At 67.8% G+C, this 13430-nt stretch carries 14 protein-coding genes; 4 read left to right on the plus strand and 10 right to left on the minus strand.

The genetic code is table 11. The annotated features are described in order from the left end of the window. Window positions 1–99 precede the first annotated feature (99 nt). From ACIQXM_RS11370 to ACIQXM_RS11395, 6 genes are all read right to left on the minus strand, one after another. Complete coding sequence (locus ACIQXM_RS11370) at window positions 100–960, minus strand: anti-sigma factor domain-containing protein (protein WP_400931468.1); 861 nt, start codon at window positions 958–960, stop codon at window positions 100–102. After that, window positions 941–1603: an ECF RNA polymerase sigma factor SigK gene (sigK, locus tag ACIQXM_RS11375; RefSeq protein WP_400931470.1), complete on the minus strand. Its 663-nt coding sequence runs from the start codon at window positions 1601–1603 to the stop codon at window positions 941–943. Before sigK ends, ACIQXM_RS11370 begins: the two co-directional genes overlap by 20 nt. A 232-nt stretch (window positions 1604–1835) precedes the next feature. Then, entirely contained in the window at window positions 1836–2636 is an 801-nt protein-coding gene (locus ACIQXM_RS11380) for a class I SAM-dependent methyltransferase (RefSeq protein WP_400931472.1), read from the minus strand. 8 nt (window positions 2637–2644) lie between these two features. Further along, entirely contained in the window at window positions 2645–3112 is a 468-nt protein-coding gene (locus ACIQXM_RS11385) for a tRNA (cytidine(34)-2'-O)-methyltransferase (RefSeq protein WP_400931474.1), read from the minus strand. Window positions 3113–3134: 22 nt separating this feature from the next. Then, on the minus strand, window positions 3135–4094 hold the full coding sequence (locus ACIQXM_RS11390; RefSeq protein ID WP_400931476.1) for a J domain-containing protein: 960 nt from the start codon (window positions 4092–4094) through the stop codon (window positions 3135–3137). A gap of 136 nt (window positions 4095–4230) precedes the next feature. After that, on the minus strand, window positions 4231–4980 hold the full coding sequence (locus ACIQXM_RS11395) for a uridine kinase (protein ID WP_400931478.1): 750 nt from the start codon (window positions 4978–4980) through the stop codon (window positions 4231–4233). A gap of 149 nt (window positions 4981–5129) precedes the next feature. Between ACIQXM_RS11395 and ACIQXM_RS11400 the strand changes: the two genes are divergently transcribed. Genes ACIQXM_RS11400 through ACIQXM_RS11415 form a run of 4 tightly spaced genes read left to right on the plus strand, consistent with a single transcriptional unit; the run spans window position 5130 to window position 9116 of the window. Continuing rightward, entirely contained in the window at window positions 5130–6407 is a 1278-nt protein-coding gene (locus ACIQXM_RS11400) for a cysteine desulfurase family protein (RefSeq protein ID WP_400931480.1), read from the plus strand. Then, window positions 6404–7558 (plus strand): tRNA 2-thiouridine(34) synthase MnmA, encoded by a 1155-nt coding sequence (gene mnmA / locus ACIQXM_RS11405; protein ID WP_400931481.1) that lies wholly within the window; start codon window positions 6404–6406, stop codon window positions 7556–7558. Before ACIQXM_RS11400 ends, mnmA begins: the two co-directional genes overlap by 4 nt. 60 nt (window positions 7559–7618) lie before the next feature. Continuing rightward, a complete protein-coding gene (locus ACIQXM_RS11410; RefSeq protein ID WP_400931483.1) occupies window positions 7619–8005 on the plus strand; it encodes a chorismate mutase in 387 nt (128 codons plus the stop codon). Continuing rightward, window positions 7989–9116: a hypothetical protein gene (locus tag ACIQXM_RS11415; RefSeq protein WP_400931485.1), complete on the plus strand. Its 1128-nt coding sequence runs from the start codon at window positions 7989–7991 to the stop codon at window positions 9114–9116. The genes ACIQXM_RS11410 and ACIQXM_RS11415 overlap by 17 nt, the downstream gene beginning before the upstream one ends. A gap of 55 nt (window positions 9117–9171) precedes the next feature. On the opposite strand, the gene ACIQXM_RS11420 is transcribed toward ACIQXM_RS11415, so the two are convergent. The 4 genes from ACIQXM_RS11420 to ACIQXM_RS11435 are packed head-to-tail and all read right to left on the minus strand — an operon-like array spanning window position 9172 to window position 13420. Continuing rightward, window positions 9172–9888 carry a DUF4166 domain-containing protein gene (locus ACIQXM_RS11420; RefSeq protein WP_400931487.1) on the minus strand — a complete coding sequence of 239 codons (717 nt, stop codon included), beginning with the start codon at window positions 9886–9888 and terminating at the stop codon, window positions 9172–9174. A gap of 3 nt (window positions 9889–9891) precedes the next feature. Next, window positions 9892–11184 (minus strand): DUF58 domain-containing protein, encoded by a 1293-nt coding sequence (locus ACIQXM_RS11425; RefSeq protein ID WP_400931489.1) that lies wholly within the window; start codon window positions 11182–11184, stop codon window positions 9892–9894. A gap of 14 nt (window positions 11185–11198) precedes the next feature. Then, complete coding sequence (locus ACIQXM_RS11430) at window positions 11199–12221, minus strand: AAA family ATPase (RefSeq protein ID WP_400931491.1); 1023 nt, start codon at window positions 12219–12221, stop codon at window positions 11199–11201. After that, on the minus strand, window positions 12218–13420 hold the full coding sequence (locus ACIQXM_RS11435; RefSeq protein ID WP_400931493.1) for a DUF4350 domain-containing protein: 1203 nt from the start codon (window positions 13418–13420) through the stop codon (window positions 12218–12220). The genes ACIQXM_RS11430 and ACIQXM_RS11435 overlap by 4 nt, the downstream gene beginning before the upstream one ends. Window positions 13421–13430: the final 10 nt, after the last annotated feature.

Here is a 13430-nt window from a genome sequence, read left to right on the forward strand (position 1 = left end):
CTCCCTCCGGGACAGGCAGCCGGTTTTCGGCTGCTTCTCCTTACGGTAGGGGTTTCCGCAGCGTCAAGGTCAAGCGGCTAACCGCAGCGAACGAGGGGCTCAGGCGGCTTCGGCAGAGAACGGGATGACCGCAACGATGGGCAGCGTGGGTGTTGGCGAACCGCCGTCGGGCTCCACCGTGACTGCCACGGCCTTGTACGGATCAATATCGGTCAGTTCCGTGGCCTTGGTTCCGGAAACCTCTTCGCCCGTCATGGTGCCCACGGATACCGGATCGGAACCGTCGGCGGGCACCCGCCACATTTGGTACACGGAGCCCTCCGGCGGCGCCGGTACTCCCTTGAGCGTCACGACGGCGGCATTCTCGGCTGAGGACGTGGCCACCTCCGCGGTGCCCCCCGTGGGCAGTTCGATGGTCCGCTGCTGCACGTCCGAAGCGGAGAACACTTCTTCCCGGACGCTGTCGGGTCCGAGGTTGCTCACCGTTACCCCGCCCACAATGATTGCGGCGGCTGCTGCGCCGGCAAGGATCCAGCGGCCGGCGGAGGTCCGGGGCGAGCGGCGGTTGCGGCGGGCAGCAAGTTCGTCGCCGGGCTGGACGCCGGCCGGAACGCCGGACACATCGGAGCCGGGTACGGCAGGGCCGGACACATCGGAGCCAGGGTCTCCGGGCGTCTTTTCCTCCTGTGGCAGCCGGGCCAGGATCCGGTCCAGCAAATCCGCCGGGGGAGCGGCTTCGGCCCGGTATCCGCCGGCCAGCGCTTCCCGGGTGGCCCAGACCCGCTGGAGGAAGCTCCGGCGGAGATCCGGGTCAGCCTGCTCCACCGCGGCATCAACTGCCTGCCGGTCAGAATCTGAAAGCGCATTCAAGGCATACACTTCCGCCCACTCCAGCAGGCGGCCTTCGGCCAGGTCCACGGTCAGCGCGTCCGACGAGGCATCAAAGCTGTTCTCCGGCATCTGCGTTCACCCCCAGGCATTTCTTCAGTCGAATCAAACCGTCGCGGATCCGCGACTTGATGGTAGGTACTGCGGCGTTGAGTTTTTCAGCAACCTCACGGTAGGTCAGTCCGCCGTAGTAGGCGAGCCGGACCGATTCCCGCTGGGTGTCGGTCAGGGAGTCCAGGCACTGCACCACGGCCTCGGCATCCAGCCGCTGCGTGACGGTGTCCACCACATTGTCATAATCCGGTTCCTGCATGGCGGCACCAAAACGGGCTTCCCGGTTCGCTGAACTTTGTTCTGAGCGGACCCGGTCCACGGCCCGGCGGTGGGCCAGCGTCAGCAGCCAGGCCAGCGGCGAGCCGACGGCGGGATCAAAACGGGAGGCACTGGTCCACACTTGCAGGTAGACCTCCTGGGTGGTGTCTTCGCTCAATTCAGCGTCAATGAGCACCCGGCGGGCCAGACCGTAAACCCGGCGGGAGGTCGCTGCGTAAAACGCTGCGAAATCATCTCGGCTGCCGGCGGCAATTCCCGCCAGAAGCGTTTCCAGCGGAGCCTGGGAGCCGGGCTGCTGCCCGTGGTTCTTTGCGGCGTCGGCGGCGCCCTCCGGGATGGAGGCCTGCGCGGCGGAGGGCCGTCCCTTGTTGGACGTGTCCATAGGAGTCCAGCATACGTGGAAAGCTCGTCCCGGCGCTGCAGCACAGCGGCGCAAGTCGGCGGCAGCCGGTGCTTCCGTCCTCCGCGCGCGGTCAGCGACCGCCGTCACTCCCTGTTGCTCCCGAACCGATCCCATACCCTCTGTTCGTTGCGGGGCCAGGGCCGGATGGGTGCGGCTTCCGCTGAGGAGGAGCCCGCAGCTGTTGCGCAGCAGATGCGCCGGAAGCGGGCCCTCAGGAGCGCAGGGCCGAAGCGATCAGGGTGTCGGCATTGAGGCTGTGCTCTTCGCCCAGCCGAGCCAGGAAGGATGTCTTGACCCGCTCAGCGGCTTCCGGCTCCTCGGGAAGGAGGAAGCGCAGGCCGCTGCCCATCACCAGTGCCCAGGCGAGGGGCGGAGTGAGCTGGACCTGTCCCGGGGTGGAGAGGACCTTGATGTCCCGGAATCCGAGGGATTCCAGCCAGGCGGTCAGTTTCTCCGGGGTGCTGAGGCGTTCGGCGTTATTCCACGACCCGGCAATGCCCTTGGCAACATCAGGACGTTCCCGGCGGCATTCCTCGATGAACAGGTCGGTGAACGGGTTCAGGGCGCCTTCGGCCCAGGTGCTCAGGGCCAGGCGGCCGCCCGGCCGCAGATTGGACACCAGGTGCGCGGCTCCGGCATCCATGTCCGGAAGGAAGAAGATTGAGTAGGCGGAGAGAACGACGTCGTACGGTCCCTCGCCCGACCACTCGGAAATGTCTCCCACGTGCAGGGCAACGTTCTCCAGGGACAAGGTGCTGGCCTTGGACTGGGCCAGCGCCAGCATTTGTGCAGACAGGTCGATGCCGTCCACGCGGCCCTCCGGTCCGGCATACTGTGCGGCGGGGATGGTGGTGGCGCCGGTGCCGCATCCCGCGTCAAGGATGCGTTCTCCCATGGTGATTTCAGCAGCTGCCACCAGGGCATTGCCCATCGGATTCCACAGCGAAGGCGCCAGGCGCTCAAAGTCGGCGGCGCCGTCGTTAAACGCGGTTCCGATGTTGATGTCGGGCATGGAAGTCCTTAGAGCTGGGCACCTGCGAAGCCGTGCTGGCGCCAGGCTTCGTAGACGGCAATTGAGGCGGAGTTGGCTAGGTTGAGGGACCGCAGTGAGGGCAGCATGGGCAGCCGGACGCGCGCGGTAACGTGCGGATCGTGCATGACGTCCTCGGGCAGGCCCACTGATTCGCGGCCGAACATCAGCACGTCGCCGGGCTGATAAGCGATATCCGTATAGGACGTGTCACCACCGGAGGTGAAGGCGTAGACCCGTTCCGGAGCCAGTGCCTTCCAGGCAGCTTCAAGGGTGGGGTGCACGTGCAGGACCGCGAGGTCATGGTAGTCCAGGCCTGCTCGGCGTAGTTTGGAATCCTCCAGGTCAAAGCCCAGCGGCTCGACCAGATGGAGCTCGGCTCCGGTAATGGCGGCAAGGCGGATGGCGTTGCCGGTATTGCCGGGAATTTCAGGGGTGTGGAAGAGGATGCGGAACACAACCCCATCCTAAGCCCGGCGGCTACTGTGCCACCGCATCGAGCAGGCCGCCAAGAACCTGCAGCTGAACCATCTGGGGCTGGGGGCCGTCGTTGAAGAAGCGGCGGAGTTCGCGCTGCAGTGTTCCGGCGTTCACCACGTGCACCGTGGCAGGGGCGCTGCGGCTCAGCGAGGGCGGATAATCGATCACCGGTTCAAACGGATTGCCGTTGGGCGAGTGCAGGACCACCCAGCCGCTGACGTTGCATTCCGGGAAGCGGTCCTGGAGGGTGCGCACCGCATCCGGCAGTCGGCCGATGTTCACTTCGCGGCCCCGGTAGCGCAAATGCCGGCCGTCCCAGTTGTAGTTGCCCGGTGAAGCCACCTGCGACTCCAGCACCGCCATCCGGTATCCGCCCAGCAGGACATGGCCCACCTCCAGGTTTCCGCCGCGGGGGGAGCGGTCCGGCACATGCAGCCCGTTGACCAGCCGGCCCGCGGGATAGTCCGGCAGGAGGGTTCGCTGCAGCAGGTTTATGGTGAGGTTCTCGCCGTCGTACCGGGCGGCGGCCGTGGAGCCCAGCCGGGCAAAAAAGCCGGGACGGCGGGGAGTTCCGTGGATCTGCTGCCCGGCCAGGGCCAGCGGCAGCACGGGCGGGGAGCCGGGGGAGAAATCGGGAACAAAGCGCGGGGTGCTGCCGAGGTTCTCCTCGGCGGATGCCGAACCTGCCCGGGCGTATCCGGTGCGGGAAGCCGACGGCGGTGCGGCAGGGCTGCCGGACCGGGCACCTCCCCTGCCCAGGGACAGGTCATAGGCGGCCTTCTGCTGCGGATTGGACAGCACCTCGTACGCCTCGGCAATGACATGGAAGGTTTCGGCGCTGCCGCCGCGGTCCGGGTGGCTGGTGCGCGCAGCCCTGCGGTAGGCCGCCTTGATCTGGTCAGCTGTGGCCGAGGGGGCAAGACCCAAAACCTCATAAAGCGTCTTGGGCGACGGACTCACAGCAATTCCTCTCGTTGGGCCGGAAGGCCCGGCAGGCGCGGCACCGGACGGGCGCAGCAGGTATTCGGCAGGGGTTTGCATTCTCGCAGGTTTGCCGCAGGCATCATCACAGCAGCTACAACGTTGCGGCAGCGAACTATGTTTCCGGCGGCATTTTCGGGCGCACCGTGCTGCAAAAGGCTTCGGCCGCTGAAATGACCCGCGGACGGTCCGGATCGGAGTTTTCCACCACCACTGTGGCCAGGGCCGCGGGATCGCGGTCGGTAAAATAGAGCCGTTGACCGCCCGCGTACCGGTGCATGGCCGGGTGCTCCGGATCCGTCGGTGTTCCGTCCCGGACCGCCATGCGGGCGGCGCTCACGGTGAACGGAACGTCGAGGAAGATGGAATAATCCCAGCCCGCCGCCAGCTCCTCCCGGTGCAGGAAGAGCCCGTCCACCAAGATGACGGCGTTGGAAGCGGCAGGCAGTTCCGGCGGGGACAGTATGGTGTCGGTCTCGAGACTGTGCCCGGCCGGCCGGTACCGCCCGCTTCCGCCCGGCCCCAGCGGATCCAGGACGTATCTGCGGAACTGCTCCACGTCATAGGAATCCCGGTAGAACCCCGTGGCCGACGTCCGGCCCCTGCGGTAGCGCGCCTGTTGCCGGTGATGGAAGTCATCAAGGGACAGCCGGATGACCGGACGGACCGCGGCCCTGTTCAGCTCAAGCGCCAGGGCATCGGCAAATGTCGTCTTGCCGGAGCCGTCAACGCCGTCCACTGCCGCCAGCACGCGGCGTCGCGGGAACAGACCGCACAGCTGTCCGGCCAACGCCTGCAGCAGAGCAGCACGGCTGACGGGCACTTCTTCGCCGCGTTTCGCGGATTCCGGGGGCAGCACAGTCACAGGGGCAGTGTGCCACCTTCCGCCCGGGACCGGGAAAGTCCGGGGGAAAACCCCGGGAAAATCCCGGCAGAGAGGGAACCGGCTTCAAGTGCAGGCCCGATCTCCGGATCAGGACCCGTCCCGGTTGCGGTGCCCGTTAGAATAGGAACGTGCCCGTGTACCTAGATCACGCGGCGACCACGCCTCTTTCGGCCTCGGCCCTCGCCGCACTCACGTCAGAACTCAGCCGCAGCGGCAACCCCTCGTCGCTGCACGGCTCCGGCCGCCGCGCCCGAATGGTGGTGGAGGAATCCCGTGAAGCGCTCGCCGCTGCCGCAGGCTGTCATCCCTCGGAAATTATCTTCACGTCCGGCGGAACGGAAGCGGACAACCTCGCAGTCAAAGGGCTGTACTGGTCTCGCCGGGATGCCGATCCCCGCCGAACCCGCATCCTGTGTTCTCCGATCGAGCACCATGCCGTCCTGGACACCGTGCAGTGGCTGGAAAAGCACGAGGGCGCCACTGCGGTATGGCTGCCGGTGGATCACAACGGGGTGGTTTCCGAGGAAGCCGTCCGTGCCGAACTTGCTGCCCACGCAGACAGCACCGCCCTGCTGACCGTCATGTGGGCCAACAATGAGGTGGGCACGGTCCAGGACATTCCGGCCCTCACCGCTCTGGCCCATGAGTATTCAGTGCCGGTGCACACCGACGCCGTCCAGGCTTTCGGCGCGCTGCCGGTGGACTTCCGCGCCTCCGGTGCGGACACCATGGCCATCAGCGGGCACAAGATTGGCGGTCCCGTGGGCATCGGAGCGCTCGTCGTCGGCCGGGCCGTGAAACTGACGCCGGTGATGCACGGCGGCGGACAGGAGCGCGACATCCGCTCGGGCACCCTGGACACCCCAGGCATTGCTGCCTTTGCCGCCGCAGCACGCGAAGCCGCGGAGAACCTTCCGGCGGAGTCCGCCCGCCTTAGGGAGCTGCGGGACGTCCTTATCGCCGGTGTGGAACGGGTTGTGCCGGATGCAGTGCTCCGGGGACCGCGCGACGGCGCCGGCACGGCCGACGGCGCTGGCACGGCCGACGGCGCTGGCACGGCCGACGGCGCTGTGCCGGCCCGGCTGCCGGGAAACGCGCACTTCACGTTCCCCGGGTGCGAAGGCGACTCGCTGCTTTTCCTGCTGGATTTGGCAGGGGTTGAGTCCTCCACGGGCTCGGCCTGCACGGCAGGAGTTCCCCGCCCCTCGCACGTCCTGCTGGCCATGGGACTCAGCGAGACCGAAGCCCGCGGCGCGCAGCGTTTCAGCCTCGGGCATACAACCACGGCTGCGGACGTTGACACCTTGTTGGCAGCACTTCCCGAAGCATATGAACGGGCCAAAAAGGCCGGAATGGCCTCCCATGTCAGCAGCATCCAAACAGCAGGAACAGGTTTTACTTCATGAAGGTTTTGGCAGCAATGAGCGGCGGAGTGGACTCCGCAGTAGCCGCAGCACGGGCAGTGGAAGCGGGGCATGACGTCGTTGGCGTCCACCTGGCGCTGTCCCGGATGCCCGGAACGCTGCGCACCGGCAGCAGGGGCTGCTGCACCATTGAGGACTCGCGCGACGCCTGGCGCGCATGCGACATCCTCGGTATTCCCTATTACGTCTGGGACTTCTCCGAGCGGTTCAAGGAAGACGTGGTGGATGACTTCATCGCCGAATACGCCGCCGGCCGCACCCCGAACCCCTGCATGCGCTGCAACGAGCGGATCAAGTTCGCCGCCTTGCTGGAGAAGGCGCTGGCCCTGGGCTTCGACGCCGTGTGCACCGGCCACTACGCCAAGGTGATCACCGACGCCGACGGCAACCCCGAGCTGCACCGCGCCGCCGACTGGGCGAAGGACCAGTCCTACGTGCTGGGCGTGCTCACCCACGAACAGCTCAAGCACTCCATGTTCCCGCTGGCCGAGACCCCATCCAAGGCCGAGGTCCGGGCCGAAGCGGAACGCCGCGGCCTGTCGGTGGCCAACAAGCCTGACAGCCACGACATCTGCTTCATCCCCGACGGCGACACCCGCGGCTGGCTCGAAGAGCGCATCGACATGACCGAGGGTGACATTGTGGATTCCTCCGGCGAGAAGATCGGCACGCACCCCGGAGCCAACGCCTTCACCGTGGGCCAGCGCAAGGGCCTGAAGCTGGGCCGCCCCGCCGACGACGGCAAGCCCCGTTTTGTGCTGGAGATCCGGCCCAAGGAAAACAAGGTGGTGGTGGGCCCGGAAAAGCTGCTCAACATCGACCAGATGCGCGGCATCAAGATTTCCTGGGCGGGACTGCCGATCCCCGAGATCGCCGCCCGTACCGAGTTCGACTGCATGGTGCAGGTCCGCGCCCACGGCGACCCCGTTCCGGCCCGCGGCTGGATGGAAGACGCCGCCTCCGGCGAGGACGACGGCGGTGTCCGCGAGGAGCTGGTGGTCCGCCTGAACGAGCCGATGCGCGGCGTGGCGCCGGGCCAGTCCATGGTGGTCTACCAGGGCACCCGCGTCCTGGGCCAGGCCACGATCGATTCGGCGCGTTCGCTGGAATGGGATCCCGCCGCAGTGTCCTAAGCGGCATCTCCGGGACGTAACGTGCCCCCTCCGCCGCAGGGCGGACCCTAGACTGGAGCAATGACTGATACGCCCGCAGATGAGTTCGAGTTCGATCCCTCGGCCAGTTCCCTTGCCGGAACCGTGTCCGAGGATGTTATGGAGGAGCTGCTGGCAGTACGCAGCAGCATCGACAACATCGATGCGACCCTGGTCTATCTGCTTGCCGAACGGTTTAAGGCCACCCAGCGGGTGGGGCTGCTCAAAGCGGTGCACAACCTGCCGCCCGGAGATCCGGGCCGCGAAGCCGCGCAGATCGCCCGGCTCCGCCGCCTCGCCGAGGACGCCCACCTGGACCCGGCCTTCGCCGAAAAGTTCCTGAATTTCATCATCAGCGAGGTCATCCGGCATCACCAGGCGATCTCCGACAACCACAACGGCGGCAACAGCAATGCAGCGGGACGCTAACCAGCACGAAGACAGCCGGCAGGAAGGCAGCCGGCAGGGCACAGCGCAGCCGGAGACCGGCAGCACGGTAACGGCCACCGCCCTGGGGCAGTGGCCGGGAACGGACCCGGTGGAAGCCACGCGGATCATCCGCGGGGAACTGGGGGAACCGCATCTGCCGTTCCTCATGGAACTGCCGAACCGCGGACCCGGTGCCGACGCGCTGGGCCGCACCGCAGCCCTGCTGGTGGATCTGGCCGTGGACCTGCAGCCGCACGGCTGGCGGCTGGTTCCCCGCCCGGGGAAGGACCACCGGCGGGCCCTCTCGCTGCTGGGCCAGGACCTCAACGCGCTCGCGGACGTAGTGGGCGGGGAGGAAAGCCCCGGCAACCAGCTGAAGATTTCCCTGCGCGGCCCCCTGTCGCTGGCGGCGGGACTCTACCTGCACAACGGGGAGCGGGCCCTTTCCGACGCCGGCGCCCGCCGCGAGCTGCTGCAGTCCCTTGCCGCGGGGGCGGCTGACTTCGTGGCCCGCGCCCGTACGGCTGCCCCGGACGCCTCAATCATTGTCCAGCTGGACGAGCCGGACATTGCCGATGTGCTGGGCGGAACCATCCCCACGGCCAGCGGGTACCGCACACTGCGTTCGGTTCCCTCCACTGAGGTGTCCTCCGCCTGGAACTCCATCATCGAGGCCCTCGCCGACGCCGGCGCGGCGCAAACGGTACTGCGGCTCCCGGAATCCGGGCGCTCGGCAGCACTCCGCCCCGGCGCGCAAACGCCGTTCTCGCTGGCACTGGGCGCCGGAGCGGCCGGAGCGGCGCTGCCCGCCGCAGGTCTCACCGGAGCGGATTGGGAAGCCATCGCGGAAGCGGTGGAAGCTGGAAAGAGCCTGTGGCTGGGGATCCTCTCCGATCCCGCCGGCAATGCCGAACCGCGCCAGGTGAAAGCCCTGGTGGAGGATGTGCTGCGGCCGTGGAACAAAATCGGTCTGCCTCCCCGGGCACTGCCCGCACTGCGCCTGACACCGGCGGGTGAACTCGCGGACGCGTCGCCGTCGTCCGCCCGCAAAGTCCTGAACCGTCTGACGCAAACGGCAGGGGCCCTGTCCCAGGTAGCCGCTGAAAGCTAGCCGACCGTCGCCGGCAGGACATTGCGGAAGAGAGGCTTAGGCGCGGAAGAACTGCCTAAACCCGCCGCTCCCAGCGGGCCGGCACTGCGTCTTCCGGCAGCCGGCCGTCCCACCGGAATTGTTCGTAGCTGAAGCTTCCGTCATACACAAAGATGGTTCCCACCTGCCGCTGCACCACTCGGGTGCGGATCCGGAAGAGGCCGTCACCGGCGTCGTACCACTGCTCTACATGGGCATCCGCTGCGGCGAAGGCCGGCAGCGGCAGCCGCAGCCGGCCCAGGAAGAGCCGGCTGCCCGGTGAATCCATGCGCAGGTGCCCGTCCCCGGTCACGGTCAGCACCAGATCGGTGGCGAGGTTCCGTTTCCTGCCCAGGTAATCCGTGAGCTGCCCGGGGCCGGTCAGTGTGGTGGTGTCCTCGAAAACCCGGTTCCCGGCCGGAAACCGGAAGGTCCGCACCGCGGTCAGCGAGGGCCGGTTCTCCGAATCCCAATGGGGGTAGTTGCGGATCGTGAAGGGAACATTGGTGCCGTAATCGGGGAAGAACGCGTTGGTGACCGGCATCAGCTTGAGCAGCGGCCGCAGCCACGGCCGCGGGCAGCCGGCCCTCTCAAAGACTCCGATGCCCTCACCGTAGGTTCCGGCTCCCGGCCCCGCGGCAAAATATTCCTGCAGCTCTGGCTGCAGCCGCTCATACTCCGGTCCAAGGACGCTGCGGTAGACCGAGTCCGCTCCGCCCCGGCCGGGCACCTGTGCTGATGGTGAATCTTCCATGATTTACAGCCTTCCCGAGGCTTTGAGCCGGATATACAGGTCTGCGAGTTTGGGCGGCAGTTCGCGCGGAACCTCATCGACCACCTCGGCCCCCATGGACCGCAGGTAGGCCGTCACGGCGGCCCGGTCCAGCAGGGCACGCTCCGCGGCAGCGGCACGGAAGACTTCGCTGGCCGTTGACCGCTGCCGGCGCAGGTCCTCCAGCTCCGGATCCCGGACCGAGGCGATCACCACCAGGTGTTTCTCCAGCAGCTGCGGCAGCACGGGCAGCAGGCCCTCTTCCAGCGCACCGGAGTCCAGTGCCGTGATCAGCACCACCAGGGACCGCCGGGTGGATACTGACTGGACCGCGCCGGGCACCAGGGAAAAGTCCGCTTCAATCAGCTCCGCCTCAAGCGGTGCCATCGCGGTGACCAGCCGGTTCAGGAGGTTGCCCTTTGCACCGGAGCTCACCCGCGCCCGGATCCGCCGGTCAAAGGCCAGGAAATCCACGCGGTCTGCTCCGCCGGAGGCCAGCATCGCCAGCAGCAGGGCAGCCTCGATTCCGGTGTCCAGCCGCGGCTCCTCTCCGATCCTCGCCGCGGAGGTGCGGGAAGTGTCCAGGAGCAGCACCACCCGCCGGTCCCGCTCCGGGCGCCACGTCCGCACCACGGTGTCCCTGCGCCGGGCAGTGGCACGCCAGTCAATGGACCGGACATCATCGCCGCGCACATAGTCACGCAGCGAATCGAACTCCGTGCCTGCTCCGCGCAGCTGGACCGAGGCGTTGCCGTCCAGTTCCCGCAGGCGCCGCAGCTTGGACGGCAGGTGGCGCTTGGAACGGAACGGCGGCAGGACCCGCAGCACCGCCGGGCTGCGCAGGGTGCGCTGGCGCGCGGCCAGTCCGAGCGGTCCGAAGCTGCGGACCGTGACCGTTCCGCTGTGCAGTTCGCCCCTGCGTTCGGGAAGCAGCTGCACCTCGAATCTTCTTGCCTCACCTGCCGGAACGTGCATCCGCTGGACCGGGTTGACGGCGCCCGCCGAGGGTTGCCAGCCGTCCCGGAACCAGCCGTTGAGGGTGCGCCGGCTCCCGTTGCGCACGGTCAGCAGCACGGTGGCCGGCTCGGTGAGGCGCACGCTGACGGGTTCGGTGCGCTGCAGCGTCAGGGCGCGGGGGGAAGCGGCCGCAAGCACATCAACTCCGGCCGCCGCACACAGGAATGCCGCCCACAGCCACAGGGCGGTGCTGCCGGGAAATAGCAGGACGGCAACAACGCCTGCCGCGGCGAGGAGGACGAACCGGCCGGAGATTGCCATCGCGAACCGGCGTCCTAGCGGGGAACCGGAACGGTGGCCAGGATGCTGCCCAGGACACCGTCCACGCTGACGCCGTCCATCTGCGCTTCGGGGCGGAGGGATACCCTGTGGCGCAGCGCCGGCAGGGTCAGGGCCTTGACGTCGTCGGGCGTGACAAAGGTCCGCCCTGAAAGCCACGCCCAGGCGCGGGAGGTATTCAGCAGTGCCGTTGCGCCGCGCGGAGAGACACCAAGCTGGAACGACGGCGCTGCCCGGGTGGCCCGGACAAGGTCCACAATGTAGCCGAGGACCTCGGGGGACACCTCGACGGCGGCCGCCGACTGCCGTGCTCTCTCCAGATCAGCGGCGCCGGCGACGGGCCGGACTCCGGCAGCAACAAGGTCCCGGGGATCGAAACCGCCGCTGTGCCGGCGGATAATCTCAATCTCATCGTCACGTCCGGGCAAATCCAGGGTGAGTTTGAGCAGGAAACGGTCCAGCTGCGCTTCAGGCAGCGCATACGTTCCCTCATACTCCACGGGGTTCTGCGTGGCGGCCACCATAAAGGGGTCGGGCAGCCGGCGGCTGACACCGTCCACGGAAACCTGGCGCTCCTCCATTGCTTCCAGCAGCGAGGCCTGGGTTTTGGGCGGAGTGCGGTTGATTTCATCGGCCAACAGGATATTGGTGAAGACGGGACCTTCCCGGAACGTGAATTCCGAGCTGCGGCCGTCATAGATCAGCGATCCGGTGACATCGCCGGGCATGAGGTCCGGAGTGAACTGCACCCGCTTCGTATCCAAATCCAGGGCGGCGGACAGCGAGCGCACCAGCAGCGTCTTGGCAACGCCGGGCACGCCTTCCAGCAGCACATGGCCCCGCGCCAGCAGCGCAATGATCAGTCCGGTTACTGCCGCGTCCTGCCCCACCACCGCCTTGGCCACCTCCCGCCGCACATCCAACAGTGCCTGTCGGACGGGATCCGGACCGGTCGACGCCGGGACCGGCGCCTGCCCGTCCGGCTGGTACTGAAGGTCCTGCTGGTCCTGCTGGCTCATGATGCGGTGACCTCTTCCTCTAGGGCTTGCAATTCCTGGGACCACTGGACAAGGGCGGCATCACCGGCGAAGGCGGCGCGGTTCAGCAGGCGGTCCACCTCGTGCACCGACCGCCCGGTGGCTGCCGCGACTGCCCGCACCACGGTGTCGGTGCTGCCGGCAGGGCCCAGCCGGAGCCGGGCGGACAATCGTGTCAGCGCGGCGGCGCGCAGTGTTGCCGCCGCGCGGTCCAGCGCCCGGCCGTCCTGATAGAGCCGGGCGCGTCCTTCTGCCGTCTCTGCGGACCGTACCACTACAGGCAGCGGTTCCGCCGCGAGCGGCCCCAGACGCCGTCCGCGCCACAGCATGGCCAGAGCTGCTACGACAAACAGCCACAGCAGCAGCGGATCCACCCAGCCGGGCAGCAGCGCCCGCGGGTCTTCGGGCACAGCCGCAGCGGGTGTATCGGAGACAGTGGGCAGATACCAGACCAGCGTGCCGGTGGAACCCAGCGTGCGCAGTGCCAGGGCTGCGTTGCCGTGATCCGCGAGCGCCTCATTGGCCAGGACTGCCGCGTTTCCCAGGACGACGACGCCGGCGTCGTCGTCCGCTGCGTAGGAGCCGGTGCCGGCGCTGCTGCCGGCACTGTTGTCCGGCGGCGGGAAACAGACCGCGGGAGCACGATAGGCGTATCCGCCTGCGGTGATGCGCTCGGCCGCTTGGGCATCCGCTGCGTCACAGGCGGCGTTCAGCGGCGCATCCGTTGCGGGCAGGACGCCCGCTGAACGGATGCCCGTCGCCAGTTCGGAGAGCTGGAAAAAGGTGGGCTCCACCAGGACCTGCCGGCGGGCCAGACCGTTCAGCTCTGCCAGCTGCTCCTGGCTGAGGAAGCCGTCGGGATCGAACAGCAGAAGCGTTGACTGGTCCCCGTTCTCTTCCAGCAGGTCCAGCGTCTCCTCGAAGGAACCCGGCGAACGGACATCCACTCCCTGTTCGCCCAGGATTTCGGCTGCAGCCATGGCACCGGCGGGGGCAGGATTGTCAGGGGAGAGCGGGGCACCGTCACTGCCTGCGCCGGTCAGGATGCGCAGCAGGACTACGGCACAAAGCACCAGTGCCAGGATGATCCACACCCGCCAGGCCCGCAGGCGTGCCCGGAGGGCCCTGAGTCCGGCTGCTGCCGCAGAAGGAGCCGCTGCCTCAGCAGCCGCCGGGCTCACGGTCGTTTCC

The organism is Arthrobacter sp. NPDC097144 (assembly GCF_044762205.1).
In the GTDB taxonomy this organism is placed as follows: Bacteria; Actinomycetota; Actinomycetes; order Actinomycetales; family Micrococcaceae; genus Arthrobacter_B.

Bases quoted from the DNA above. Each gene is read 5' to 3' on its own strand.
- ACIQXM_RS11370 (WP_400931468.1), bottom strand. From the start codon at position 960: ATGCCGGAGAACAGCTTTGATGCCTCGTCGGACGCGCTGACCGTGGAC.
- sigK (WP_400931470.1), bottom strand. From the start codon at position 1,603: ATGGACACGTCCAACAAGGGACGGCCCTCCGCCGCGCAGGCCTCCATC.
- ACIQXM_RS11380 (WP_400931472.1), bottom strand. From the start codon at position 2,636: ATGCCCGACATCAACATCGGAACCGCGTTTAACGACGGCGCCGCCGAC.
- mnmA (WP_400931481.1), top strand. From the start codon at position 6,404: ATGAAGGTTTTGGCAGCAATGAGCGGCGGAGTGGACTCCGCAGTAGCC.
- ACIQXM_RS11410 (WP_400931483.1), top strand. From the start codon at position 7,619: ATGACTGATACGCCCGCAGATGAGTTCGAGTTCGATCCCTCGGCCAGT.
- ACIQXM_RS11415 (WP_400931485.1), top strand. From the start codon at position 7,989: ATGCAGCGGGACGCTAACCAGCACGAAGACAGCCGGCAGGAAGGCAGC.
- ACIQXM_RS11420 (WP_400931487.1), bottom strand. From the start codon at position 9,888: ATGGAAGATTCACCATCAGCACAGGTGCCCGGCCGGGGCGGAGCGGAC.
- ACIQXM_RS11425 (WP_400931489.1), bottom strand. From the start codon at position 11,184: ATGGCAATCTCCGGCCGGTTCGTCCTCCTCGCCGCGGCAGGCGTTGTT.
- ACIQXM_RS11430 (WP_400931491.1), bottom strand. From the start codon at position 12,221: ATGAGCCAGCAGGACCAGCAGGACCTTCAGTACCAGCCGGACGGGCAG.